Origin of the sequence: Alterirhizorhabdus solaris, assembly GCF_007785815.1 — a bacterium.
GTDB classification, from domain to species: Bacteria; Pseudomonadota; Alphaproteobacteria; order Sphingomonadales; family Sphingomonadaceae; genus Alterirhizorhabdus; species Alterirhizorhabdus solaris.
The window spans coordinates 19,571-42,898 of record NZ_VNIM01000010.1 but is presented as its reverse complement, the minus strand read 5'-3'; the positions used below and the strand labels follow the sequence as shown (position 1 = coordinate 42,898).

The window sequence follows — 23,328 nt, the reverse complement described above, 5'->3', positions numbered from 1 at the left end:
GCAGTATGATCGGCGCGCTCGCCTTCTGTCCTTGGGCAGCAGGAACATCCCAAGTGATGCACGCGCTATGTTATGAAGTGAACGGCGTTGCCCGCCTGAAGGAGACTATATCGATGAGTGAAGCAAGCTGGGGCGATGCCACCAAAACCCCGACGATCGAATGGCGGATGAGCGCATCGCTGGAGAATGTCGCTCGCGGCGACGGTGAGATGGCCGAGGTGACGAGCTTGGAGGGAGCGGTCCGGGCGTGGCTCGATCTGCATCCGGAGCATCGGATCGCAGCGACGTTGACGCCCGAGCGTCCGGTCCTAATCGATGGTATATCGCACGCATCGTTTGCAGGCGACGGCATCGCAATCCTCTCGGAGCAACTGCCGAGCGCCGAGACCCAGCAGGACTGACGACCATGGCCAAACCCAGCGTGACGTTCGAGCTTGGCGGCGGTTACTGGGTAGCCGAGCGGCAAAGCGTCGGGTTCGAAGGGCTGACGGCGTTCGGCCCGGTCGAATTTCTCATCACCCGCGAGGCGCTTGAGCAGATGCTTAATCCCGATCTGGACGGGATCGATGGTGACTATGCGCTTGAGATCTTCATCGAGTTCGAGGCCGACATCCACCGCATCGCGCAGCTGGAATTCGTGAAACGCTTGGGCGGGGAGCCGCCGATCCTGTTGACGGCCGCCGATGTCGAGATGCGCTAGTCAGAGCGCTGGTTGGCCGACAGCGCCTTTCCCCAGCGCGCACTGAACGGCTGGAACGATCGTATAGACGGCCTCGCGCTGGGCGCCACGATTGGCGTGATCAACGCGGTAGCCCTGATAGTGGCGGTGGATGAACCCGGCCCGGACCAGATCGGAGACCGCGCGGCTGACATTGGTCCGCCCCGAATGCAGAAGGCGCTCGCGAACCTCGTCCGCAATGCACTGCTCGGCAGCGGCGGCATCTGATGGCAACATGCCCTTGTCCTCGAGATCGCAGCGGACCTGATCGATAACCGCCCGACGGCGGACATCGCGCTGTGCCATGGGAATCAAAGCGTCGCTAAGCCAATCCCGCACCGGGATCGCGCGCCCCTTCTCCTCCACATAGGGTCCGGCACTGTTGGAATGGCCGGCGGCGCGCGCGATGAGGTTCAGCACCATGAACGTGTAGCGCGGCCGCGTGGAGATCCGGGCCAACCGCGCTAGCACCGCCGGCAGATCGAGATCTTCGTGATTGGCCGGCCAGGCTACCGCCGCTGCGTGCTTGCGTTCCTGCTCGACGCGAAGCGTCACGATATCTGCTGCGAGAGTGGCTCCCTCAGCGGCCGCATCCTTCGTGAAGAGGTCGGGCTGGAACATGGAAGATTCCAAGCACATGGAGAACGAAAAGTGAATCCCCTTTGTGCGATCATGCGCCCTTTAGTCACCAGTGACACTTTACCAAGCGCTACTTGGTAAAGTGTCACTCATGTCACGGACAAAAGGTCGAACTTCCGGTGAGTTCCGGCTACCCATTCGGCATAACTTCAAGGTCACCTGTCGACCAGAGCCAGTCATTCACATACGCTCTGGTGAAAGACTGGTCCTGTCGAAAGCTGCCGACAGGGCACTTCGAAGCAAACTGTCGGCAGGCTCCCAGCGGCACGCTTAGGGTTGGTCTCAGTCATTTCCCCGGAAATTGCCGTTGCCTCAGCATAGCGCCCAGTGCCATTCGACTGGCTGCAAGCGATGCGTGCACGGGCAATCCGGGCTGAACCTTTGTACAGTGGGAACCTGGACGCAGGCTTGAACGGCGCGCTGTTCAGGCGGTCGCGGTGATGATCTCCACACGCGCAGGCATCCAGACTATGCCATCGCGCAAGTTCGCGGCGCAGACCGCAGCCAGCCGCTCGCGTGCCCTGGCCTGCTCGCGGGCACCGGCGTCGGCCAGCGGCGCTGCGGCGGACGAAGATGCCAGCAAGAATTCGGCTGCCGCATCTGGCGCCATTCCGCCGCCGACTTGCAGGTCGCCGCGCCAAGTCCGGGCGGCGCAATCGCAAAAGCCAGCTGCTTCCAGCAGCGCGAGCAGGCGAGATGGATCGCCATATCGGCAGGGCCCGGGCGCATCTGGATCGGGCTGCGGCAGATCGATCACCGCTGCCACTGCTTCGCGCACGCTGGCCATGAAGGCGACATCCTGGCCCGGCCCCCAGACCGCGAAGGCCAGAGTCCCGCCCGGCAGCAGCCATTGGATCAGGTTGGCGAAGGCATGCTCTGGCGCCTCGAAGAACATCACACCGAAGCGCGAGACAAGGCGATCGAACCGCTCTGCGGGCCGGAAATCGGCGACATCGGCAAGGGTGAAGCGTGCGACACCGCCTACTCGGGCCTTGGCGGCCCCGATCAGGTCAGGCGAAATGTCGAAACCCTCGATCGTGCTGCCCGGCGCGGCGGCGGCAATAGCACGCGTGGTGGCGCCGCCGCCGGCTCCGATCTCCGCGATCCGCAAGTGGTCGGAGAGGTGCAGCGCGGCGATCAGTGGGGCATCGATCGGCGCCAGCATCGCCTCCATAGGATCGAGCTGATCGCGCCATTTCGCGCCGCGCGTTTCGGCCCAGGTCTGGCTGGATGGAGATTGGGTGGCAACCATCGAGTTAGCTCCTCGGTGTTTGCCTGTGTGATATGACCCGAGCAGCGATCAGTCCATGCCGGTGATCGCCTAGAGCCGCCAAGATGCGATAGCAGCCTGCTCCTCTGCTCCGTTCGGAGCGCCCGCTTCGATCGCCCGAACCGCTCCGCAAATAAACGGTAGTACCAGAAGTAATCGTTCTCGATCGGGTGACGATCGATCTCGAGATCACAGAAGTTGCGGCGGCAGTCGACCAGAGCAAGTCGTTCCTATCCGCGCTCGGCAACGTCCGCTTATGCCAGTAGCTGACATTCGACGGCCATCCCGCCTCGAGCGTACAACGGCAGAAAATGGGCTGTCAGCGAGGAACTAGTGCCGAGCACACGCAACTTATGGTTTGCGGATCTTGATCCGATCGCCGAGGATCTTGATAGTCTGATAAAGTTCAGGCTTGGGCCTCAACCGCACCATTTCACGCGCCGGACCGAGCACGCAGAAGTAAACGAAAGCCTCGCCAAAGGACATGTGGAGGCCGAGATAACCATGCGCGGCATTGTGGCCGGTTTGGTAACGAAACTGGTTGCCGTGATCAACATTGGGCCGCGTCGCGACCTGGAGATCGTCGAACCATTGGCTCGCATTGTAGCGCACCTGATCGGCAGCAGGGGTGCCCGCCTGCGCCCACACGACTAAGCGCCGCAACGATGATGACGCGAGATTTCCGGTCACACGATAATACATGGCGTATAGCATTTTGGTGCCGAACAGCTCGAAATGCCGCTTGGCGACTTCGGGGATGCTGACCGTTCGCTCTCCAGCGTCCGGCGCGACAAAGCGCGTATAAATCGCGGGCGGCCGACTGCGGCCCTGGTAGGGCAAAGCTTCCGGAGCATTGTTGACGATGCCGCGGATCAGTTTGCTATACTCCTCGGCGTCGAGCTGGTCATATGTCTGGTCGATGCTGCGGATGTAGAAGGCGGTCACCTGCTCGCTCAGCGCCATGGCGCGGTTGCACTCGGCGCAGGCCGGAAACTCGAATTCGTCGGGGCCTTGCTTGCCACGAAACACGATCCGCGCTGGGGCATGATCACGCTCGACCGCGGGCCGTCGGCCCCCACAAAAGCAGCAGAGTGGATGCGTGAGCAGAAATTCGGCCTTGGTTGGCTTGCGGTCACGCGGCATGGATGACGCCCGCCTATAGGTACGAGACAGACGTTAGACGCAGCAGCGATGCCTCGTCCTCCGGGGCGTCGACGTCGATGCATTGCTCGTTTTCGCAAAAGAGAACGAACGCATTGGCCCCTGCATGCTTGGCGCTCCGGTAGATGATGCCATCGAGACTACGGCCCTCCGCCCATCGGAAAAGCCGGCGGAAATACTCGGTGACAATCTGCGTCGGGACATATTCGATGTGCTCGCGGCCATCTCGCGCGATCGGTTGCGAGATGTCGGCGGCGAAGGCGTGAAGGAATCGTAGAGAATGGATTAGCGGCTGCCGATCAAGATCAAAGACGCTCGGCACTGATGGCAACTCGGCCAAATCGAGCAATGTGAGGTCACGCAGGGATCGGAAGGTTCCTACCGACAGTGCCTTCCCAGCATGCGTGGCCGGATCGAAGGTTTCAGCATGCGCCGTGTCCAAGTCGAACGCACCGTAAAACATCGGAATACCAGCAGGGCTCATCCGGTTCGACTGACGGGCATGTTCAGGCTTGGGTGTGCCTATCGCCGATGCTGTCGTCTGCTGCTGATCGTCGACGCGAATTCGAATCAGGTCAGTGTGCCCGCCTATAGTTTTGACCAGCCCCTCATCGGCGAGTTTCGTCCTGATCATGTCGGAAACCGTTGCCAGCACTTCGGCCGGCGTCAGTTCGTCATAACTATCGCCCGGCGCCTGGAGAAAGAAATAGCATGTATGGTTCTTGGTGAATGTTTTGAAACTGTCCCAGCCCCAACTGAGCCGCTGACTGTCGGTACCGCGATAAAATTCGCGTTCGACCCAGGCTTCGCAGTCGATCATGTCGTCCAGCGCCGCGATCATATCGTCATTCTCAGAAAATCCGGCATCGTAGAGCACATCGGGAGTCGTCGAGAGCGGCGCCTGCCAACCGCCCTCGCGCGTGATATACATGATCCCTTCTGGTAAGGCTGAGGTTGTGAGTTCAATCCTCACCGGCAGCACCATTTTTCCCGAACAAAATCAATGAGATAAGGTTCCCCTCGGGGAAAGCGCACTGCTTACGCCAGGCAAAATCTATACCGTGTAAGCAGTATGTAAGCGGGCGGCGGAACGGCATGCTGCAGTCAACTCTCTGAAATCGCTGATGTTCTTCGGAAAATGCCATTTTTCTGCGCGCTTAGTCGCCTCCGCTTGCTTTGAAGGGAGCCTCGCAGCCGTTGCCGAGCAGCTGGACAAGCCTGTCAAGCAGCGGCCGCTGACTGGCTAACATCATCTTTGACGCGGTCGGCAGCGCATACCAGCAAGCCTCGTCGATTTCCGGAAACTGCTGCGTTTTGCCTGATCGAGGCGGCCATTCCATCTCGAACAGGTTGCTTGCGATTGCGCCAACGTCGATATCCTGCTCGGCGGCGAACGCCTCCACCAGTTTGCCGCCAGCCTGCTTGATGCGCCCCAATGGCTGGAGCGCGCCCTCGATCCGGATGCCCAGTTCCTCCTCGTTCTCACGTCGCGCGGCGGCGACAGAATCCTCGCCGGCCTCGACCAGTCCCTTGGGAATCTGCCACCAACCGACCTGCTTGTTGCGCCAAAAGGGGCCGCCGGGATGAACGAGCAGCACCTCCACACCAGCATCGGTGCGCCGATAAAGCAGGACACCGGCGCTCAGCTGCGGCATAGGGACGGATGCGCGATCAGGCTCATTCGCCGAGCAGATGCACGGCAATTGAACGGCGATGCGGCCGGCGCCGGTGCTCGAACAGGTAGATGCCCTGCCAAGTGCCGAGCGCGAGCTGGCCAGCGATCAACGGGATCGAGAGCTGGACCGCTGTCAGGGCAGTGCGCAGATGCGCCGGCATGTCGTCTGGCCCTTCGTCGTCATGGGCGTAAGCCTTCGGGTCCTCCGGCGCGATCCGCGCGAAATAGCGCTCGAGGTCTGTGCGCACCTCGCGCGCGGCATTCTCCTGGATCAGCAATGACGCCGAGGTGTGGCGGCAGAACAGGGTCAGCAGGCCCTGTTCAAAGCCCTGCCCCATGGTCCAGTCGATCACCTCGCGCGTGATCTCCATCAGCCCCTGTCACGAAGTCGAGAATTCCAGCTCGGTCGACGCCTGCCTCATGACACTAGCTTGGCAGCAGGGCGCCGGCGCGGCGCCTTCTTTGGCTTGTCCGAGAGCTCCACCCAGACCGGCGCGTGATCGCTGGTCTTCTCCCAGCCGCGAACGTGGGCGTCTACCTGCGCATCGACCAGCCGGTCGGCGAGCGCTAGGCTGAGCAGCAGATGGTCGATCCGCAAGCCGGCGTTCCGACCATAGGCATTCCGGAAATAGTCCCAGAATGTGTAGATGGTCTCGTCGGGATGGACCGTGCGCAAAGCGTCGGTCCAGCCCTGGCCGGTCAGCCGGAAGAAGGCATCGCGTACTTCCGGCGCGAACAGCGCATCGTCCAGCCAGCGCTCGGGCTTATAGACGTCCCGTTCGGTCGGCATGACGTTGAAGTCGCCCGCGAGCATCACCGGCAAACCGGATTCGAGCAGGCTGGCGGCATGGTCGATCAGTTTGTCGAACCAGCGCAGCTTGTACTCGAACTTGGGACCGGGCCGGGGATTGCCGTTCGGGAGATAGAGCCCGCCGATCAGGATGCCGTTGACCGCCGCTTCGATATAGCGGCTCTGTGTGCCGTCGGGATCGTCGGGAAGGCCGCGCCGAGTCTCGTGGATCTCGCCGACGCGGCTAAGCATTGCAACGCCGTTCCAACTTTTCTGGCCATGCCAGATGACGTCATAGCCAAGGCCCCGGATCGCGGTCTCCGGAAACTTCTCCTGCGGCGCCTTCAGCTCCTGCAAGACGACGATGTCGGGCTGCTCTTCGGCGAGCCAGCGCAGCAGCACCGGGAGGCGACCGTTGACGCCGTTCACATTATAGGTCGCGATCTTCACAGGTCGGGAAGGACCTGGTCGGCGCGGCCCCAGCCCGAAAGGGCCTTTGAGCGCGCCCGCTTCACCAACTCGGCGCCGTCGCCGACGTGCCAATGCGACGGCTTGTCGATCGTCTCCATTTCCTTCCAGCTGATCGGCACCGCGACAGGCGCGCCGGCACGGGCGCGGGCGCCATAGGGCATGACCGCGGTCGCGCCGCGCTGGTTGCGCAGATAATCGACGAAAATGCGACCCTTGCGCTGGATCTTTGGCAGGGCCGCGGTGAAATTCTCGGGATCGGCCTGCGCGACCGCCAGTGCCAGCCGGTGCGCGAAATCCTTCACCTCCGGCCATTCCGCCTGTGGCGTCAGCGGCGCGATCACATGGACGCCCTTGCCCCCGGTGACCATCGGGAAGGTCTCGAGCCCGATCGACTTCAGGATATCCCGGAAATGGAAGGCGGCCTTGCGCACCGCCTCGAAGTCGAGGCCCTCGTCGGTATCAAGATCGAACACCAGCCGGTCGGCCTTTTCGACATCCTCGATCCGGCTGCCCCAGCCGTGGAACTCAATCGTGCCCATCTGCACGCAGTTGAGCAGGCCATCCGCATCGTCGATGAACGGATAGGGCTCTTCATGCCCATCCTTTTCCAGGATGGCGACATGATGGACATGATCACCAAACATGCCGGAATCATGCTTCTGGAAGAAGCATTTCTTGGCGCGGCCCTGCGGACAGCGCACCAGGCTGATTGGCCGGCTGCCGGCCCAGGGCAGCATGATCGGCGCGACGATCTCGTAATAGTCGGCGAGCTGGCCCTTGGTGATGCCGGACTCGGGGTCGATGATGCGGTCGCGATTGCTGATCTTGACCGACGAAGGTGCGTCAGGTTCCACTTGCTCGACGGCGCGCTCGGTCTCGACGATCACCGCCTCGGGCTTCTTGTCCTCGCGCAGGCCGAGATAGCTCGGGTGACGGAGCGTGCCCTCGTTGGTCATCTCAGTAAAAGCGATTTCGGCGACCAACCTGGGCGTGATCCAGTGCGCGCCACGCACCGCCGCGCGCGGCGCATCGACCGTCGGCGTCTTTGTCTCGAGCGGCTTCATCAGGTCGCCGAGCCGGAAGATCTCGTCGGTGTCAAGGCCAGTGCCGACCTTGCCGGCATAGCGCAGCTTGCCGCCTTCGTTAACGCCGAGCAGCAGCGAACGAAAGCCGCGCGCCTTGTCCGAGGGCGTCCAGCCAACGACCACGAACTCCTGCCGGCGGATGCATTTGGTCTTGAGCCACGCGCCGTTGCGTGATCCGACATAGCGTGCATCGACTCGTTTCGAGATCACCCCTTCAAGGCCGGCGCCACAGAAGCTGTCGAATAGCTGCTCGCCCTTGCCGACGATATGGTCGGAATAATGGATCACGCCGTCACGACCCTCAAGCAGCGCGGCGAGCTTCGCCTTGCGCTCGATCAGCGGCAATCCCGTCAGGTCCTCCCCGTCGAGTTCGAGCAGGTCGAACGCGTAGAATTGGATCGCCTGCGGGTTTCCCTTGATCGCCGCCTGCAGCGCCTGGAAGTTGGACTTGCCATCGGCATCGATGATGACTGCCTCGCCATCGATCAGGGCGGAGCGTGCGTTCAATGTCTTCGCCGCGTCGATCACGGCAACGAAGCGATCGCTCCAATCGAGGCCTGAGCGCGTGAAGGCGTGCGCTTGATCGCCCGCGACGCTGATCAGGCAGCGATAGCCGTCGAACTTGAGTTCATGCAGCCAGCGATCGCCAGCGGGGACATGATCGACGAGCGCGGCCAGCTGCACTGGCTGAAAGGGCGGCGGCTTGCGCGCACCAGCTTGCGCGGCGGTAGCCTTACGGGCCCGACCCGCGCCTTTGGAGATGGCCGCTTGCGCCATGCCGATCAGCGTCCCTGTTCCATCCTCCATCAATTCCGATGCCCGGTCGATCGTTCCGTCTCCTCGAAGACAGAAGCGTCTCGGGCGTCGATCCGCGCGCACGCAAGCGATGCTCTACCGCCGCCGTCCTCCAGGTCGTCAGGCCGGCTCAGGCCGATTTGAGCTTGGATGCCGCCGCGTTCAGCTTCTCGCGATCATTGCCAACCCGCTTGATGAGTGTCGTGGCCTGATTCCGACTGATCTTGTGCTTGCGCGCGAAGTAACTGACCTCATAGCCTTCGCCCGCCGCGACCTGCCGCCGATCGGCTCCGCCTTTTTTCGTCTTGTTGTCCGCCATCATCTGCTCCTCTTCAGCATTGAAGAATCGCTCAACCGGCGGTGAGTTCCGCCGCCCCCTTGCGCGGAGAGCACCCGCCTGTTGGCGGGCCAGGATTGCCAAGCTGTTCAACTGGATAGGTGCCGTAAAGGATCCTGACCTCTTTGCGGTGGCGATCCACGATTTTCTCCTTTACCTCCTTCACCGCGCGCGCCTTCGACGAGCGGCCAGCGCGTCCAATGAATCGATGGTGCGCATGGAAGCTTCGGACGACTATTTGAAAGACACCTGGGCCGGGCTGTTCACAGCGGCCGAACAGCTTGCCGGAGCGCGCTCGCTGGATGACGTGGTCGAGATCGTGCGGAGAACCGCGCGCAAGATCACCGGCGCCGAGGGCATCGCATTCGTGCGCTGCGCCGGTGACCATTGCGATTATGTCGCCGAGGATGCGATCGAGCCGCTCTGGGCGGGGCAGCGCTTCAACATGGCCGAGTGCGTGTCAGGCTGGGTCATGCTGCATGGCGAGCCAGCGATCATTCCCGACATATCGGCCGACGACCGCGTGCCGCTCGCGCTCTACGAGAAGACCTTCGTCAAGAGCATGGTGATGATGCCGGTCGGCAGCGGGCCGGCCGAGGCGGCGATCGGCGCTTATTGGTCGCAGGCGAATGCGCCGACCGAGCAGGCCGTCGAGCTCCTCGCCATGCTCGCGCGTTACGTGGCTGCGGCGATGAGCAATGTCGCGCTCCAGGATTCGCTGGAAATCCTGAACCGGACGGGGGCCGCGGTTGCCGCCGAGCGCGATCTCGACCGCATCGTCCAGCTCATCACCGATGCCGGCGTCGAGCTCACCGGCGCCGATTTCGGTGCCTTTTTCTACAATCTGATCGACGAGAAGGGCGAGAGCTACATGCTCTACAGCCTGTCGGGCGCGCCGCGTTCGGCGTTCGAAGTCTTTCCGATGCCGCGCAACACTGCGATCTTCGCGCCGACCTTCGCGGGGGAAGGGATTGTCCGGTCCGACAATATCCGGCTGGATCCGCGTTACGGGCACAACGCGCCACGCAAGGGAATGCCCGAAGGCCATCTTCCCGTGACAAGCTATCTCGCGGTCCCGGTCATCTCGCGCAGTGGCGAAGTCCATGGCGGCCTGTTCTTCGGTCATCACGGCGCGGCTCGGTTCACCGCCGAGCATGAGCGGCTGATGCTCGGCGTGGCCGGCCACGCCGCGATCGCCATCGACAATGCGCGCCTGTACGACAGTGTCGCGGCGGAACTTGCGGGCCGGCATGAGGCCGAGGCCGATCTGCGCGAGAGCAACGACCGTTTTCGCGCGGCCGTCGACGCGATCGAAGGGGTGCTGTGGACCAATAGTGCCGATGGTCGCATGGAAGGCGAGCAGCCTGGCTGGTCCGCCCTGACCGGCCAGACGCGCGACCAATATGAGGGCTATGGCTGGTCCACCCGCGTTCACCCCGAGGATGCCGAACCGACGCTTCGCGCCTGGGAAGCGGCGGTGGCGGAACGTTGCCCCTTTATCTTCGAGCATCGGCTGAAGCGCCACGATGGCGAATGGCGTCACTACAGCATCAGGGCGATCCCGACCTTCGACGCCGGCGGGACGCTTCGGCAGTGGGTCGGCGGTCATACCGACATCACCGACCAGCGCCGGGCAGAGACCGCGCTCAAGGAGCTGAACGCGACGCTCGAGCAGCGGATCGAGGAGCGCACCCGCGAGATCCGCGCGGCGTTCAATCGGCTCGAGGAAAGCGAGCGCCGTTTCCGCATCCTGGTCGATGGCGTGACTGACTATGCCATCTATATGCTCGATGCCGATGGCATCATCACCAACTGGAACGCGGGCGCCCAACGGATCAAGGGCTACAGCGCGGACGAAATCATCGGCAGGCACCTCTCGACCTTCTACACCAGCGCCGACCGCGAGGCCGGCATGCCGCTGCGGACGCTCGAAACCGCCGCCCGCGCCGGCAAGTTCGAGGCCGAGGGCCTGCGCGTCCGCAAGGATGGCACCGAGTTCTGGGCCAGCGTCGTGGTCGACGCGATCCATGATGAGAGCGGCCAGCTCATCGGCTTTGCAAAGGTGACGCGCGACTTGACCGAGAAGCGCGCTGTCGAGGAGCAGTTGCGCCAGTCCCAGAAGATGGAAGCGGTGGGCCAGCTCACCGGCGGCATCGCCCACGACTTCAACAACCTGCTGACGATCATCACCGGTAATATCGACATGGCAACCCGCGCGCTTGACGCGGAGGATGGGGTCCCGCGCGCCAGACGCGCGATCGGCAACGCCATGAAAGGCGCCGACCGGGCGGCGGCGCTTACCCAGCGGCTGCTTGCCTTTTCGCGCCGTCAGCCATTGTCCCCCAAGCCGCTCGATCTCGACAAGGTCGTCGGAGGGCTATCGGACCTGCTCAAGCGCGCGCTGGGCGAACTCGTGAGACTCGAAATCGTCACCAGCCCCGGCCTCTGGCCGATCGAGGCCGATCCCAACCAGATGGAAAGTGCGCTCCTCAACCTGGCGGTGAACGCGCGCGATGCCATGCCCGAGGGCGGAAGCCTCACCATCGAGACCGCCAACGCGCATCTCGACGCGAGCTACGCCGCGGCGCATGCCGAGGTGCCCGCCGGCAATTATGTGGTCATCGCGGTCAGCGATACCGGCATCGGCATGCCCAAAGAGACGCTGGCGCGAGTGTTCGAACCCTTCTTCACCACCAAGGAGATCGGCCGTGGAACCGGCCTTGGCCTCAGCCAGGTCTACGGCTTCGTCAAGCAGTCCGGCGGGCATGTGAACCTCTATTCCGAGGAGGGACGCGGCACGACGGTGAAGATGTATCTGCCTCGCTTCACGGGCGGCGGCGCGAGCGAGGACGAAGCCGTGACCGGCGACGCGGGCGGTCGCGGCAGGTCGGGCGAGACGATCCTGATCGTCGAGGATGATGAAGAGGTCCGGGCCTATACCGTCGAGATCGTCCGGGAGCTCGGCTATCAAGTCCACGAAGCGCACGATGGCGCGTCCGCGTTGAGGCTGATCGAGCGGCCCGACATCGCCATCGACCTGCTGTTCACCGATGTCGTCATGCCGGGCATGTCCGGAAAGGAGCTGGCCGAGACCGCGCGTGAGCTTCGGCCCTCGCTGAAGATTCTCTACACCAGCGGCTATACGCGCAACGCGATCGTTCATGGCGGACGCCTCGACGCGGGCGTCTCGCTGCTCTCGAAGCCGTTCACCTTCCAGGCGGTGGCGGACCGCATCCGCGAGCTGCTCGACGCGGGCGCCGGGACGCGGCTGCTGGTCGCGGAGGGCGACCCGACCGTGCGCCTGCTTGCCGCCGAAGCCCTGGCCGCGGCGGGATATCACCCCGAACACGCGGCCAACGCGAGCGAAGCGCTGTCGATGCTCCGTGCGGCGCAGGGCCGCTATGATGCGGTCATCATCGACGCGGCGCTCCCCGACAAGGATGGCTACGCGCTGCTGGCCGAACTCAGGGCACTCTATTCCGACCTTCCGGTCTTGCTGACGACGGCCATGTCCGAACCGACCGCGCTTGGCGACGCCCGCGCCGCGCTGATCGGCAAGCCTTACTCGACCCAGATGATCCTTGATGCGCTGGCGCGGCTCGGCGTCAGCAATGCGGCGGTCGCCGCCGAAACGCCTCCAGCCGGCGAAGACATCTAGCCTGGCCGCGTGAACGCGACCGCAGCGGCAGGAATGGCGTGCGTCAGAGGTTTCGCCGAGCGCGGAGCGCAGCGCGTGTATCGCTCGCGCTTCGGGCTTAGCCCAGACCGTGTCCGAGCCAGCGCGCGATGGCGGCGACGACGTATGCCTGCTCGACCGGCGTCAGCGCCCGGCCCTTGGCTATACCGTGCCATTTGGCGAGGCAGGACCGGCAGCAGGTCGCGGTCGCGTGCTGGGCGATGAACGCCGGGTGCCCGCGCATCGGGGTCTGTTTGCCGTCATTGACCGGGCTTGCCGGAGCGAGGCGCTTGGCGATGAAATCCGCGGCGTGGTCGAGGACGACGGGCATTCCGCGCGTTTCGAGATACGCGCGCTCCTTCGGCCCCAGCTTGAACCGCGCGCGGAAGCTGGACCCGGCAAGACGAGGGAACACGGTATCGAGATCGCGCATGACACTTCCCATATAGGTGCGGCTACCAATCTTTCTTTGAGCACTTAACGATGACTGCCGCCCAAGCCGACCTCTTCACCACGCCGATCCTGCCCGGTCTTTACTATGCCGACGGGCTCCTTACGTCGGCCGAGGAGCAGGCGCTGATCGCGCGGATCGACGCCTCGCCCCTTGCCCCGTTCCGCTTCCAGGGCTGGCTTGGCAAAAGGCTGACGGCGTCGTTCGGCTGGCGCTATGATTTCGACAATGCCCAGTTCGGGCCGACCGCGCCGCTCCCCGACTGGCTGTTGCCGCTGCGCGCAAAAGCGGCGGCGTTTGCCGGGCTGGCGCCCGCCGACCTCGTCCAGGCATTGCTGATCCGCTATGACCCGGGCGCCGGGATCGGCTGGCACCGCGATCGGCCCGTCTTCCAGCATGTCGTCGGGATTTCGCTGGGCGTCCCCACGACGATGCGCTTTCGGCGGCGGACGGATACTGGGTTCGAGCGTGCGACCGCGCCGCTCGCCCCGCGCTCAATGTATCATCTGACCGGCGACGCGCGGCATCTGTGGGAGCACAGCATCGCCGAGATGGAAGTCACGCGCTGGTCGATCACCTTCCGCAGCCTGTCGGAAAAAGGCCTGCGGTCGGTCCAGTGATGTCTGGCCACCGGTGATCGCGGATTATAATGCCAGCAGCGGCTGTGCGCCCGCACCGCCAAGCTGGGCGACGTCGAAGCTGCGGGCCGGGAGCGGCTGCAGCAGGTCAGATTCCGGCATGGTCTGATCAAGCCAGTCGAGCCGCTGGCGGCGCAGCAGTACCCCGCCCTGCCGCTCCTGATAGCGCGCCACCTCGGGGTTCGCCTCGACGGTCAGGATCGCATAGCTTTCCGGCCATGCGCCAGTCGCGGGACGCCAGACGCCGGCCAGGTAGAACCAGTTGCCATCCTCGAGCGAGAACCGGTAGCGACGCTCGCCTGTCGTGACGTGGAATTCCGACGCCGGGATCAGGCAACGATGGCTGGGGAAGGTGCGCCCCTCCGAGCGCACGAACCGGAACGGGCGGCCGTCAGCCTCTTTCGGCTTGAGACCCCAGGTCAGTTCAACCATTTCGAGCTCGGCTGCGTTGTCCGGATTGTAGCGGATGATCGCCCGGCGGCTGCCGAGCGGCGCATCCGAATCAAAGGGTGTCGCGTTCATGGATGGGAACATAATAAGAACGGAGATCGGTTGCAACATTGCGAGCCGACTGGATCGGAGGATGAATGTGTAACGACTACCGGCTTGAAGTCGACGCCGCCGCGATCGCCGAGGATTTCGAGGATCTGAAGATCAAGATCAGTTTCTCGGAAGGCGTGCCCAACATCCAGGCGCGCAGCGACATCAAGATCACGGATGTTGGCGCCATCGTGCGAACCGCCACCGCCGGTCGAGGCGCGGGCGATCTGGTCCAGCGCCGCTGGAGCTGGCCGGGGCCGGGAGGAAAGCCGTTCTATAATTTCCGCTCCGATGGCCGCGAATTCGCATCCGGGCGCTGTCTGATCGTGGCCGACGGCTTTTACGAGTTCACCAAGCCCGAGGATCCGAAGAAGAAGCTCAAGGACAAGTGGCTGTTCACGAAAGAGGGCGAGCCCTTGTTCTGCATCGCCGGCATCTGGCGCGCGGACCCCAAGGTCGGCGAGGCGTTCACGATGCTGACGATGGAGCCGGGGCCCGACATCGCGCCCTATCATGATCGCCAGATCGCGGTGCTGAACCGGGCCGACTGGGCGGACTGGCTGGATCCTTCCGTTTCGGCAAGGCAGATATTGAAACCGCTGCCAGCCGGAAGTCTGCGGGTGGAGCAGGTCGGCTGACGGCATGACGGATCGTCAGGCCGCGATCCGATCCAGCGCAAGTATCATCGTGACGGCGAGACCTTCCCGGCGCCAGTCGCGCTCGATCGAGCCACGAAACTGACCGGCGAGCGTTCGCGCCGCGAGCGTCGTGCCGAACCCGCTATGATCGGGCGCTGCCAGGACCGTCGGACCGCCCGTTTCGGTCCAGGTCAGCACCAATTGCGCATCATCTATTTCCCATCGGATGGCGACGCGGCCGGCCTTGCTGCTCAACGCGCCATATTTGGCGGCGTTGGTCGCAAGCTCGTGCACCAGCAAGGCAATGCCGTTGGTCGCGTGGTCGCCACAGGCGATCGCCGGCCCCTCGATCGCAAACGGCGAAGCGGCATCTTCAGGAGGCTCATGTGCCTTCACGATCGCATGGACCAGGTCGCCCAGGTCGGTCGCGGGCGGTTCGGATCCAATGTCGCTGACCTTGCGCCGGACCAGCGCATGCGCGTTGGCGAGCGCATGAAGGCGGCCCGACAATGCCTGCGCCATGTCGGCCGGGGTCGCGGCGTTCCGCGCGCTGACCCGGATCATGCCGTCGGCCATGGCGAAGACATTCTTGAGCCGGTGGCTCATTTCCTTGGCAACGGTTTCCTGTTCCTCGAGCGAGCGGCGCAGCCGCTCCTCGTTCCGGGCCATGCGCAGCGCGACGCCGACGAACGAGGCGAGTTCGGCCGCGACCCTGGCATCGCCGCTGTCGAAATACCCATCCTGGTCTGAGACCACCCATAAGGTCCCAAGCGGCTCACCGGCGATATAGAGGGGCACGAGCAGCACTTCGGGCACGACGATCCCGGCATCGGAAATCCATTCATAGACTCGCTCCGGGTACGCGGCGAGTGTCGGAGCGTTGCAGTCCAGCGTCACGCCACAGGGACTATGATCGCGCGGCGTCGTGGCATGTTCGAACCGCGCGAGCGTCCCGCGCAGATGGCGCCACTGGAAGATGTCCGGCGCTTCCTCGGCGTCGTACAGGCTGAGACCGGCCGAGACCGCGCCGGTCAGTTCCATCGCGAGGTCGACGAAGAGCGGCAGCACCGCGTCCGGCTCGTCAGCCATGCGCGTCGCCAGTGCCTGGAGTGCGAGGATCTCGCGGCGATGATCCGCTCTTTTGGGGACGCGCGCCGACAGCGCGTCGGTGATGAAAACGTCGCTGATGGGTGGCGGTGCTGCCAGGCGGTCGGTTGCGCCTTCGCTCATGGACGCGAGCCTAACTCTGTTTCGCCTGCGAAGCGAGTCAATGCGCCGATTTGTCGCTGAGCGCACTGTCGTTCGCCGCGGTCGCGCCACCGGGTGGTCAGCTCGTGGGAACGAGTCGACCGGCTTGGGAATTGAGATCCCTACCCGGGACGGCGGACGGTGCACGGTCCCTCCGGTTTGCGATCAAGCGGGAAAGACCGCGTGAATGGGGAGGACGATGCGCTGGCTTCGCAATAACGGGCTGACGATTGCCTTGATGGCGCTGTTCGCTGCGAGCATTCTCGGCCAATGGATCGCTGGCTGGCATGTCGCCAATGACGATGCGCTCCGGCACGGCGAGCCGCTGATGAGCTTGTCCGCCTATGCGGTCAGCCCCGACTTCCTGTCATCGGTGTTCGAGAATTGGGAGAGCGAGTTCCTGCAGATGTCGGCCTATGTCGTGCTGACCGCGATCCTGTTCCAGCGCGGTTCGGCCGAATCCAAGGACCCCCACGAAACCGATCCGCGCGACGAGGATCTCACGGCGCAAGCCCGCAAGCCGGACGCACCGTCGATCCTTCGCTGGGGGCCGATCTGGCGCGCGCTCTACGCCCGGTCGCTCGGCATTGCGCTCGCGCTGCTGTTCGTTGCGTCTTTCATCATCCACTGGACGCAAAGCGCGAAGGTGGCGGCACAGGACGCGCTGGCGCATGGCGAAGCCGCGCCGACGACGCTCGGCTATCTGTGCGACGCGCAGCTCTGGTTTGAATCGCTGCAGAACTGGCAGAGCGAGTTCCTGTCGACCGCGGTGCTTGTCGTGCTGTCAATCTTCCTGCGCCAGCGCGAGTCGCCTGAATCCAAGCCTGTCGCTGCCCCCCACGGCCAGACCGGCGCGGGTTGATCGCGCTCACGCTTTCTCGTGTTGGTCATCCTGGCGATCGAGCTGCTCGATCCAGTCGGTGAGGCTGAGCGCGTCGCTTGCGTGCGTCTGGGCGCTCATTGTCTCACGCATCGTGTCGAGCGCGAACTGACCGCGCTCGTCGCTTTCGGCGGCGACGGCGTCCCGTGGAATCCACAGCGCATAATCTCGCATATGCGCATCAGCGGCGGTGAACAGGATGCAGATATCGGTGGCGATGCCGGTCAGGATCAGGCGGCTCACCCCGAGCTTGGGCAGGAGCACTGGCAAGTTGGTCGCGTAGAAGCCGGAAAATTGGGGCTTGATGATGAAGAAATCATCGTCCTGCGGCTTGAGCATCCCGGCCACGCGATTGGGTCTGGCGAGAGCGCGTTCGACGAGGCGGGACCGCTCTGAATGCCATTCACCAAAATTGTCGTTGACGTAGATGACCGGATAGCCCGCGCTGATCATCTCCTTCTTGAGCCGGAGAATGGCGCCGGCGGCGCGCGCCGCCTTGGGCTCGAGGATCTCCGACCCGGGAAAGTCGAAGCAATTGATCATGTCGATAATCAACAGCGCTGGGCGCCCGCGTGGCTGGTCGTGGTCCGGGGCCTGCGGCCCGTCTGGTTGATCCCGGTTCACACATCCGCTCCTGTCGTCCCTCAACGTGCAGCGGCGTGCCGGGTTTCGCCTGTTCTTCCTCAACTGATGGCATCACCCGATCAGTGAGAGTCGTCCGCAAGAGCAGCCATATTGGCTTTCAAGTGTTATGGAGGTGGCAGTCCATCGCTGCCGCCAACCAACAGTAGCGAGGAAACACCATGACAAGTAAATCACCTGACGCGATCGCCTTATTGAAAGCCGATCACCGTAAGGTCGAAGAACTTTTCGAGAAATTTGAAAGCGCGACGGCGCCCGACAAGCAGGCGGCGCTTGCGAAACAGATCTGCACCGAACTTGTGATCCACACGATCATCGAGGAAGAAATCTTCTATCCCGCGCTCAAGGGCAAGATCGAGGACGACATGCTCGACGAGGCCTATGTCGAGCATGACGGCGCGAAGCTTCTGATCAGCCAGATCATGAGCGGCGCACCCGGCGAGGATTTCTACGAAGCGAAGGTCACGGTGCTGTCCGAAGAGATCAAGCATCACGTCCATGAGGAAGAAATGCCAAGCGAAGGCATGTTCGCCCAAGCGCGCGCTGCCGATGTCGATCTTGATGTGCTGGGCCGGCAGATGGCTGACCGCAAGGAAGCGCTGAAAGCGGAGTTCGAGGCGAACGGCCTGCCGACTCCGACGGCCCGCACCCTGACTCCAGTCCAGATCGAACTCGGCGAACCTGTCGCCTGATATCCGCGCCGACCTTCGGATCAGCTGGGGTCGGCGCGCTTCTTCGAATGATTTGCGGTGGAAACCGATTGCGGTCGATGGCGTTTCGGGGCCGATCGAACTTTGTGGGGACATCGTGAGACATGCCGAAAATCCAGACGCTAGCTGCATCATTACCAGGCGTGAGCACGCAGGTTCTTGCTCTGCGGGCGGAGCTGACCCAAGGCGCGATGCGGACGGTCGCGAACCTCGCCCTACCGGGGCGCGGCGTCGAGATCCTCGAGGGACGCGAGGCGCTATGGGCGATCGTGCGCCGGCCGGGCAAGGGTGGACTCGCGGTGCGGGCAGTCCATCTGGCGGGTGGCGCGACCAGCATCAAGCAGCGGCGGGCCGATCCGGGGGACGCGCTTTGCCTCGACATCGAAAGCGCCGTCGGCAAGCAGACAGTTACTTTCTCCTGTTCAGCGCCCGATCTCGCCGTCCTGCGGATCATCGTGTCACTCCGGCCGGCGACGCGATTGCTCGTTCCCTTCCTGCCTCGCGATCTCTATCCGCTTGGGGCAAATGACGATCCGCTGCGTGCTGAGGGGCGGGTCGAGGCGGCGCAGCGTGGGCTCAACACTGGCGTTTCTTTCTTCCACATTGATCGCCCTGCATTCGGCAGCGTGCTCTATTTTCAAAACTTCACGGCCTTGTCGGACTATTTCCTCGCCACGGAGACCAAGCCTGATGGCGCCGTCGGCGGCGAATGGCCCGAGATCGGCTACCTCCCGCCGACCCCGCCGCAAAGCGGCACGCCGCCGACCGATCCGCTGCCACAGGGCAAGGACACGATCCTCTCCGACACGCTGCTCGTGTTCCATGACGATGCCGCGTGTGATGAACAGGATAGCGCGCTGCGGTTCATTCAGATGCTCGGCGCCGCATACCGCCAGCTTGACCTCCCAGCGACCGAGTATCGTGACTGGGTCGCGCGCGCCGATCGGACGCTGCGCGATCTCGACACCGCGCCCGAGGCGACGATCCGCCATTATGGTCATCGCTACGCCCACCCTTACACCGATGCGGAATATCCCGACATCATGGTGCAGATGTCTCTGATCACGGCGCTGCGCGATTATGCGGTGTGGAGGAATGAGCCGATCGCGCTGGAGGCCGAGTTCGTTGCGGGCCTGGGCAAATTCCGTGACGCCAAGTTGCAGACGATGCGCCGCTATCTGCCCAATGTCGGCAAGGACAAGGACAAGAACGCCGTCGACAGCTGGTATCTCTACCATCCCCTCCTGAACCTCGGGCGTTTGGCGACCGAGGGTGATACTCGGTCCAAGCGCCTGTTCACGTCCTCGCTCGATTATGCGATCAAGGCCGCGCACCATTTCAACTACGCATGGCCGATCCAGTTCAAGGTCGGCGATTTCTCCATCATCGTGGAAGCGCGCAACGACGACGGACTCGGTCAGACTGATGTCGGCGGCATCTACGCCTATGTCATGCTGCAGGCGTATGAGCTGACCAATGACGACCGCTATCTCAATGAGGCTCGCGCCGCGATCGATGCCGCCAAGGACATGCGCTTTGAGCTTAACTACCAGGCGAACCTAACCGCCTGGGGCGCGTCGGCCTGCATGCGGCTTTGGCGGATAACCAACGAGGAATATTATCTGCGCCAGAGCTATGTCTATCTGGCGAGCTTCTTCCACAATTCGGCGATCTGGGAATCACAGATCGAAGCTGCGAAGCATTACAGTAACTTTCTGGGCGTCACCTGCCTGCACGACGCGCCCTATATGGCGATCTACGAATGTTTCGACAGCTTCATCGCGTTCGAGCGCTATCTCAAGGATAGCGGCCCCGACCTTGATTCCGCCGCGCGGATGTTGATCAGTGAATATTGCAAATACGCCCTCCATCGCGCTTGGTTCTATTACCCCGATGCAATCCCGGCCGATATTCTTTCGTCGGAGGTCCGCAATGGTCACATTGATCGCACGCTCTCCTTTCCGCTCGAAGATCTCTATCATGATGGCCAGCCCGCGGGGCAGGTAGGGCAAGAGATCTATGGCGCGGGTGCGGCATTCGTGTTCGCGAGCCGCATGTTTCACCCCGTGAGCGGCGAAAGCTTCCAGATATTCTGCGACCATTTCCTGATGGCCAGCGAGCGCAACGGCGAGCGTTCCGTGAGCGTCCGGCTGGATGGGGGAGACGGATGCATGGCGAGCCTCAGCCTGGTTCGGCGCGGCCGGACGCAATTGCCGACCTTTACAGTCTACATCACCGAAGGCGACCGGATCCGGCCGAAGCGCCGCGCGGACGACCGTGTTGACTATGCCGTTCCGGCGAATGGCCGGGTCACGATCACCTGGAAAAGCGCGAAGGAGAAGGCATGACTGACTTAGCGGACGCCCACACCCAGCAACCGAGCCTCTCCGGGCGTCGCGCGATCGTCACCGGCGGCACCACCGGCATTGGCCGCGCGATCGCCGTGCTGCTGGCAAGCTATGGGGTCAAGGTCTTCGTCTGCGGCCGTAATGCCGAACATTTGGCCGATGCGTTGGAGCGGATCCGCGAGGTCGGCGAAGGTGACGGCGTCGTGGTCGACCTCACGGATCCCGAGGCGCTGGCGCGGTTTTTCGCCCGTGCGGATAGGTACCTTGGCAGCGTGGATATCGCGATCATCAATGCCGCGGTTCCCGCCGACGCGCTCGTAGAGACACCGGAGGAGGCGATGCGCTATCAAGTCGCCGCCGACTTCACCGCCTATCTGGCGACCGCGCAATCCGCCGCCGAGCGCATGAAAGCCGGCAGCGATATTGTGCTGATCGGCTCGATGTCGGCGGTGTCGCGCAAGGGCGGTTCGTCGATCTATGTCGCGGCGAAGTCCGGCATTCAGGGATTCGCCACCTCTTTCCGCGAGGAACTTGCCGAGGAGGATATCAAGGTCGGGCTGATCGAGCCGGGATTCACCGGCGCTGATTTCCAGTATCCGGTGTTCAGTCCCGAGGATCAGGTCAAGGCGATCAACGATGAGGTGATGCTGCGCGCCGAGGACATCGCCGTCGCGGTCCATTTCATGCTGACCCAGCCTCGCCGGACCGCCGTTTCGCTGATGCGGGTCGAAACGCGGCGCAAGCACCCGTGAGCGCCTTCGCCGTTGACCGGCTGGTTCTGGTCCCCGACGACATCGATCTTTCGCGCTCGCCGCTCGCCGGGCATCTCGACGCCGAGACCTATGTCCTCGGCGCGTTCAACCCCGCCCTGACGCGGCTCGCCAACGGCAACCTGCTCATGATGGTGCGGGTCGCGGAAGCCCTGCGCCAACCGATCCGCGATGGCCATGTCTACGCCATCCGATGGGATGGCGATGGGGAGGGCAATGGCGCTCGATACGTACTCGACGCCTGGCCGCTCGAACATGCCGATACCGCCGATCCCCGCAAGTTCATGCTACGCGGCGGCGGCTGGAAGATCATGGCGCTCACCTCCCTGTCTTGGCTGCTGCCGGTCGAACTGACGGCCGACGGCCTCGATATTGTGGAGATCCATTACGACCGTGCGGTGACCCCCGCCTATGACTTCCAATGCTATGGCGTGGAAGACGCGCGCATCAGCCGGGTCGAAGGCCGCTATCTGATGACGACGTGCTCGGTGAGCCCCGAGCGCCACTCGACCACCCTTTACAGCTCCGCCAACGGTCTCGACTGGGCGTTCGAGGATATTGTTCTCGATCACCAGAACAAGGATATGCTGATCTTCGAAGGCCTGATCGACGGTCATTACTGGGCGCAGACCCGGCCGCTCGGCGACCTTTACTTCGCCTATCCGCCCGGCAGCGAATGGCGAGCCGGTCCGTCCATCAATCTGGCGCTTTCCCCAGACGCGCATTTCTGGAAACCCTATCGGAAACCAGGCATCAGGCCACATGCGGCCACGGTCGCCACCGCCCGCATGGGCGGCGGCACCCCGCCGATTCTGACCGACGAAGGCTGGCTGAGCCTCTGGCACGGTGTCGAGCCCAAGGAGATCGTCGGCATCTACCGAACCTATTGGTCGATCCTCGACAAGGATGATCCGAGCGTCGTGATCCGGACCGATCATGCGCCGCTGCTCGAAGCCAGCCCCGAGCTTACCCATCCGATCGAACATCAGCTCTATGTCCGCGACGTGGTCTTTACCACCGGCATCGCGGACGCGGGCGACCATTATGTCGTCGCGTCGGGTGAGGCGGACCTGGCGTGTCGTATCACGCACATCCCAAAGGCGCGGTTAAGCCGGACTGAAGCCACGCCGCATTCGCGCTAGAGAACAGACCAGTTTCCCCATCGTATTCGTCATCAATAGTTGGTCCGGCTGCGGGAACAGTCAAACGCTTTTGGGGTTTGTTCGATCAGCGCCGGCGTGCCGGCATTTGGTCCTTCAGGAGACTTTCATGTCCGTCATCGACAAGGTCATTGCCGCCGTCACCCCGCCCGAAAGTGAAGAAGCGCGGGTGAAGGCGCGTCAGAAGGCACGGGCCGCCGCCGCGCCCGGCGACTGGTTGTCGCAGATTATCGACCATCATCTTGTCCTTGAAGATGCATTTGCGCGCGTGAAGGCGGCCGGCGATGCCAGCGCGCGCCGTGCCGCGACCAAGCAACTTGGTGTCCTGCTGACAGGGCATGCCATCGCCGAGGAATCGGTGATCTATCCCGCGCTCGCCGAAGCCGGCGAAAAGGCGCATTCCGGCATGGGCTATGACGAGCAGGCACTGGTCAAGGTGCAGATGGCGCTCCTCGAAAAGCTCGAGCCGATGAGCCAGGATTTCATCGACAAGCTGGAGCATATCGAAGGCGCCGTTACGCATCATATGTATCAGGAGGAAGGCACCTGGTTCCTGGAGCTGAAGGACAAGGCGCCAGCCGCTGACCAGGCCAAGCTGACCCAGCGCTATGCCGAAGAATTTGATCGCTATGTCGGCACCGACGCGCTTGCCTGAGACCGGAGACGGCGCGGTGGCGAGGTCATCG

24 protein-coding genes are annotated in these 23,328 nt (G+C 63.4%); 11 read left to right on the top strand and 13 right to left on the bottom strand.

The features are described 5' to 3' along the window. Positions 1–5: 5 nt before the first annotated feature. On the top strand, positions 6–401 hold the full coding sequence (locus FOY91_RS04320) for a hypothetical protein (RefSeq protein ID WP_238995239.1): 396 nt from the start codon (positions 6–8) through the stop codon (positions 399–401). 5 nt (positions 402–406) lie between these two features. Beyond that, a complete protein-coding gene (locus FOY91_RS04315; protein WP_145148500.1) occupies positions 407–700 on the top strand; it encodes a DUF1488 family protein in 294 nt (97 codons plus the stop codon). Here FOY91_RS04315 and FOY91_RS04310 read toward each other — a convergent pair whose 3' ends face one another. The 9 genes from FOY91_RS04310 to FOY91_RS04270 form a co-directional block, all read right to left on the bottom strand. Beyond that, positions 701–1,339 (bottom strand): hypothetical protein, encoded by a 639-nt coding sequence (locus tag FOY91_RS04310; RefSeq protein WP_203234490.1) that lies wholly within the window; start codon positions 1,337–1,339, stop codon positions 701–703. 442 nt (positions 1,340–1,781) lie between these two features. After that, positions 1,782–2,522 (bottom strand): class I SAM-dependent methyltransferase, encoded by a 741-nt coding sequence (locus FOY91_RS04305; RefSeq protein ID WP_203234489.1) that lies wholly within the window; start codon positions 2,520–2,522, stop codon positions 1,782–1,784. A gap of 456 nt (positions 2,523–2,978) precedes the next feature. Further along, a complete protein-coding gene (locus tag FOY91_RS04300) occupies positions 2,979–3,770 on the bottom strand; it encodes an HNH endonuclease (RefSeq protein WP_145148496.1) in 792 nt (263 codons plus the stop codon). A gap of 13 nt (positions 3,771–3,783) precedes the next feature. Next, on the bottom strand, positions 3,784–4,773 hold the full coding sequence (locus tag FOY91_RS04295; RefSeq protein WP_145148494.1) for an RES domain-containing protein: 990 nt from the start codon (positions 4,771–4,773) through the stop codon (positions 3,784–3,786). Positions 4,774–4,945: 172 nt separating this feature from the next. Further along, complete coding sequence (locus tag FOY91_RS04290; RefSeq protein ID WP_145148492.1) at positions 4,946–5,443, bottom strand: NUDIX hydrolase; 498 nt, start codon at positions 5,441–5,443, stop codon at positions 4,946–4,948. A gap of 22 nt (positions 5,444–5,465) precedes the next feature. Next, a complete protein-coding gene (locus FOY91_RS04285) occupies positions 5,466–5,834 on the bottom strand; it encodes a secondary thiamine-phosphate synthase enzyme YjbQ (protein ID WP_145148489.1) in 369 nt (122 codons plus the stop codon). Positions 5,835–5,881: 47 nt separating this feature from the next. Continuing rightward, positions 5,882–6,703, bottom strand: coding sequence for an exodeoxyribonuclease III (gene xth / locus FOY91_RS04280; RefSeq protein WP_145148487.1), 822 nt, complete (start codon positions 6,701–6,703; stop codon positions 5,882–5,884). Beyond that, positions 6,700–8,616: a DNA ligase D gene (gene ligD, locus FOY91_RS04275; protein ID WP_145148486.1), complete on the bottom strand. Its 1,917-nt coding sequence runs from the start codon at positions 8,614–8,616 to the stop codon at positions 6,700–6,702. Before ligD ends, xth begins: the two co-directional genes overlap by 4 nt. A 118-nt stretch (positions 8,617–8,734) precedes the next feature. Further along, on the bottom strand, positions 8,735–8,923 hold the full coding sequence (locus FOY91_RS04270) for a DUF3606 domain-containing protein (protein ID WP_145148546.1): 189 nt from the start codon (positions 8,921–8,923) through the stop codon (positions 8,735–8,737). Here FOY91_RS04270 and FOY91_RS04265 point away from each other — a divergent pair. Next, a complete protein-coding gene (locus tag FOY91_RS04265; RefSeq protein WP_145148484.1) occupies positions 8,913–12,599 on the top strand; it encodes a PAS domain S-box protein in 3,687 nt (1,228 codons plus the stop codon). The genes FOY91_RS04270 and FOY91_RS04265 overlap by 11 nt on opposite strands. A gap of 97 nt (positions 12,600–12,696) precedes the next feature. On the opposite strand, the gene FOY91_RS04260 is transcribed toward FOY91_RS04265, so the two are convergent. Next, positions 12,697–13,050 (bottom strand): DUF4186 domain-containing protein, encoded by a 354-nt coding sequence (locus FOY91_RS04260; RefSeq protein ID WP_145148482.1) that lies wholly within the window; start codon positions 13,048–13,050, stop codon positions 12,697–12,699. Between the two features lie 50 nt (positions 13,051–13,100). On the opposite strand from FOY91_RS04260, the gene FOY91_RS04255 reads away from it, so the two are divergent. Further along, positions 13,101–13,688: an alpha-ketoglutarate-dependent dioxygenase AlkB gene (locus tag FOY91_RS04255; protein ID WP_145148480.1), complete on the top strand. Its 588-nt coding sequence runs from the start codon at positions 13,101–13,103 to the stop codon at positions 13,686–13,688. A 24-nt stretch (positions 13,689–13,712) separates the two neighbouring features. On the opposite strand, the gene FOY91_RS04250 is transcribed toward FOY91_RS04255, so the two are convergent. Next, on the bottom strand, positions 13,713–14,228 hold the full coding sequence (locus FOY91_RS04250) for an SOS response-associated peptidase family protein (protein ID WP_145148478.1): 516 nt from the start codon (positions 14,226–14,228) through the stop codon (positions 13,713–13,715). A 65-nt stretch (positions 14,229–14,293) separates the two neighbouring features. On the opposite strand from FOY91_RS04250, the gene FOY91_RS04245 reads away from it, so the two are divergent. Next, a complete protein-coding gene (locus FOY91_RS04245; protein WP_145148476.1) occupies positions 14,294–14,884 on the top strand; it encodes an SOS response-associated peptidase in 591 nt (196 codons plus the stop codon). Positions 14,885–14,899: 15 nt separating this feature from the next. Here the strand turns inward: FOY91_RS04245 and FOY91_RS04240 are convergent, their stop codons facing one another. Continuing rightward, on the bottom strand, positions 14,900–16,114 hold the full coding sequence (locus FOY91_RS04240; RefSeq protein WP_145148474.1) for a sensor histidine kinase: 1,215 nt from the start codon (positions 16,112–16,114) through the stop codon (positions 14,900–14,902). Positions 16,115–16,331: 217 nt separating this feature from the next. Here FOY91_RS04240 and FOY91_RS04235 point away from each other — a divergent pair, with 217 nt between their 5' ends. Beyond that, a complete protein-coding gene (locus tag FOY91_RS04235) occupies positions 16,332–16,994 on the top strand; it encodes a DUF6766 family protein (protein WP_145148472.1) in 663 nt (220 codons plus the stop codon). Positions 16,995–17,000: 6 nt separating this feature from the next. Here the strand turns inward: FOY91_RS04235 and FOY91_RS04230 are convergent, their stop codons facing one another. Beyond that, positions 17,001–17,636, bottom strand: a complete 636-nt coding sequence (locus tag FOY91_RS04230) for a cysteine hydrolase family protein (protein WP_238995238.1) — start codon at positions 17,634–17,636, stop codon at positions 17,001–17,003. A gap of 179 nt (positions 17,637–17,815) precedes the next feature. Between FOY91_RS04230 and FOY91_RS04225 the strand changes: the two genes are divergently transcribed. From FOY91_RS04225 to FOY91_RS04205, 5 genes are all read left to right on the top strand, one after another. Continuing rightward, positions 17,816–18,346 carry a hemerythrin domain-containing protein gene (locus FOY91_RS04225; RefSeq protein WP_145148470.1) on the top strand — a complete coding sequence of 177 codons (531 nt, stop codon included), beginning with the start codon at positions 17,816–17,818 and terminating at the stop codon, positions 18,344–18,346. 122 nt (positions 18,347–18,468) lie between these two features. Then, positions 18,469–20,712 carry a hypothetical protein gene (locus FOY91_RS04220; protein ID WP_145148468.1) on the top strand — a complete coding sequence of 748 codons (2,244 nt, stop codon included), beginning with the start codon at positions 18,469–18,471 and terminating at the stop codon, positions 20,710–20,712. Next, the gene (locus tag FOY91_RS04215; protein ID WP_145148466.1) at positions 20,709–21,464 is read left to right on the top strand and encodes an SDR family oxidoreductase; all 756 of its coding nucleotides are present in this window, start codon (positions 20,709–20,711) and stop codon (positions 21,462–21,464) included. The genes FOY91_RS04220 and FOY91_RS04215 overlap by 4 nt, the downstream gene beginning before the upstream one ends. Then, positions 21,461–22,624: a glycoside hydrolase family 130 protein gene (locus FOY91_RS04210; protein ID WP_145148464.1), complete on the top strand. Its 1,164-nt coding sequence runs from the start codon at positions 21,461–21,463 to the stop codon at positions 22,622–22,624. Before FOY91_RS04215 ends, FOY91_RS04210 begins: the two co-directional genes overlap by 4 nt. A gap of 127 nt (positions 22,625–22,751) precedes the next feature. Next, complete coding sequence (locus FOY91_RS04205; protein ID WP_145148462.1) at positions 22,752–23,297, top strand: hemerythrin domain-containing protein; 546 nt, start codon at positions 22,752–22,754, stop codon at positions 23,295–23,297. The last annotated feature ends 31 nt before the right edge of the window (positions 23,298–23,328 follow it).

What these genes read in the sequence shown, in the direction of transcription:
- FOY91_RS04320 (WP_238995239.1), top strand. Translation starts at nt 6, where the DNA reads ATGATCGGCGCGCTCGCCTTCTGTCCTTGGGCAGCAGGAACATCCCAA.
- FOY91_RS04315 (WP_145148500.1), top strand. Translation starts at nt 407, where the DNA reads ATGGCCAAACCCAGCGTGACGTTCGAGCTTGGCGGCGGTTACTGGGTA.
- FOY91_RS04310 (WP_203234490.1), bottom strand. Translation starts at nt 1,339, where the DNA reads ATGTTCCAGCCCGACCTCTTCACGAAGGATGCGGCCGCTGAGGGAGCC.
- FOY91_RS04305 (WP_203234489.1), bottom strand. Translation starts at nt 2,522, where the DNA reads ATGCTGGCGCCGATCGATGCCCCACTGATCGCCGCGCTGCACCTCTCC.
- FOY91_RS04300 (WP_145148496.1), bottom strand. Translation starts at nt 3,770, where the DNA reads ATGCCGCGTGACCGCAAGCCAACCAAGGCCGAATTTCTGCTCACGCAT.
- FOY91_RS04295 (WP_145148494.1), bottom strand. Translation starts at nt 4,773, where the DNA reads ATGGTGCTGCCGGTGAGGATTGAACTCACAACCTCAGCCTTACCAGAA.
- FOY91_RS04290 (WP_145148492.1), bottom strand. Translation starts at nt 5,443, where the DNA reads ATGCCGCAGCTGAGCGCCGGTGTCCTGCTTTATCGGCGCACCGATGCT.
- FOY91_RS04285 (WP_145148489.1), bottom strand. Translation starts at nt 5,834, where the DNA reads ATGGAGATCACGCGCGAGGTGATCGACTGGACCATGGGGCAGGGCTTT.
- ligD (WP_145148486.1), bottom strand. Translation starts at nt 8,616, where the DNA reads ATGGAGGATGGAACAGGGACGCTGATCGGCATGGCGCAAGCGGCCATC.
- FOY91_RS04270 (WP_145148546.1), bottom strand. Translation starts at nt 8,923, where the DNA reads ATGGCGGACAACAAGACGAAAAAAGGCGGAGCCGATCGGCGGCAGGTC.
- FOY91_RS04260 (WP_145148482.1), bottom strand. Translation starts at nt 13,050, where the DNA reads ATGCGCGATCTCGATACCGTGTTCCCTCGTCTTGCCGGGTCCAGCTTC.
- FOY91_RS04255 (WP_145148480.1), top strand. Translation starts at nt 13,101, where the DNA reads ATGACTGCCGCCCAAGCCGACCTCTTCACCACGCCGATCCTGCCCGGT.
- FOY91_RS04250 (WP_145148478.1), bottom strand. Translation starts at nt 14,228, where the DNA reads ATGAACGCGACACCCTTTGATTCGGATGCGCCGCTCGGCAGCCGCCGG.
- FOY91_RS04245 (WP_145148476.1), top strand. Translation starts at nt 14,294, where the DNA reads ATGTGTAACGACTACCGGCTTGAAGTCGACGCCGCCGCGATCGCCGAG.
- FOY91_RS04240 (WP_145148474.1), bottom strand. Translation starts at nt 16,114, where the DNA reads ATGAGCGAAGGCGCAACCGACCGCCTGGCAGCACCGCCACCCATCAGC.
- FOY91_RS04235 (WP_145148472.1), top strand. Translation starts at nt 16,332, where the DNA reads ATGCGCTGGCTTCGCAATAACGGGCTGACGATTGCCTTGATGGCGCTG.
- FOY91_RS04225 (WP_145148470.1), top strand. Translation starts at nt 17,816, where the DNA reads ATGACAAGTAAATCACCTGACGCGATCGCCTTATTGAAAGCCGATCAC.
- FOY91_RS04220 (WP_145148468.1), top strand. Translation starts at nt 18,469, where the DNA reads ATGCCGAAAATCCAGACGCTAGCTGCATCATTACCAGGCGTGAGCACG.
- FOY91_RS04215 (WP_145148466.1), top strand. Translation starts at nt 20,709, where the DNA reads ATGACTGACTTAGCGGACGCCCACACCCAGCAACCGAGCCTCTCCGGG.
- FOY91_RS04205 (WP_145148462.1), top strand. Translation starts at nt 22,752, where the DNA reads ATGTCCGTCATCGACAAGGTCATTGCCGCCGTCACCCCGCCCGAAAGT.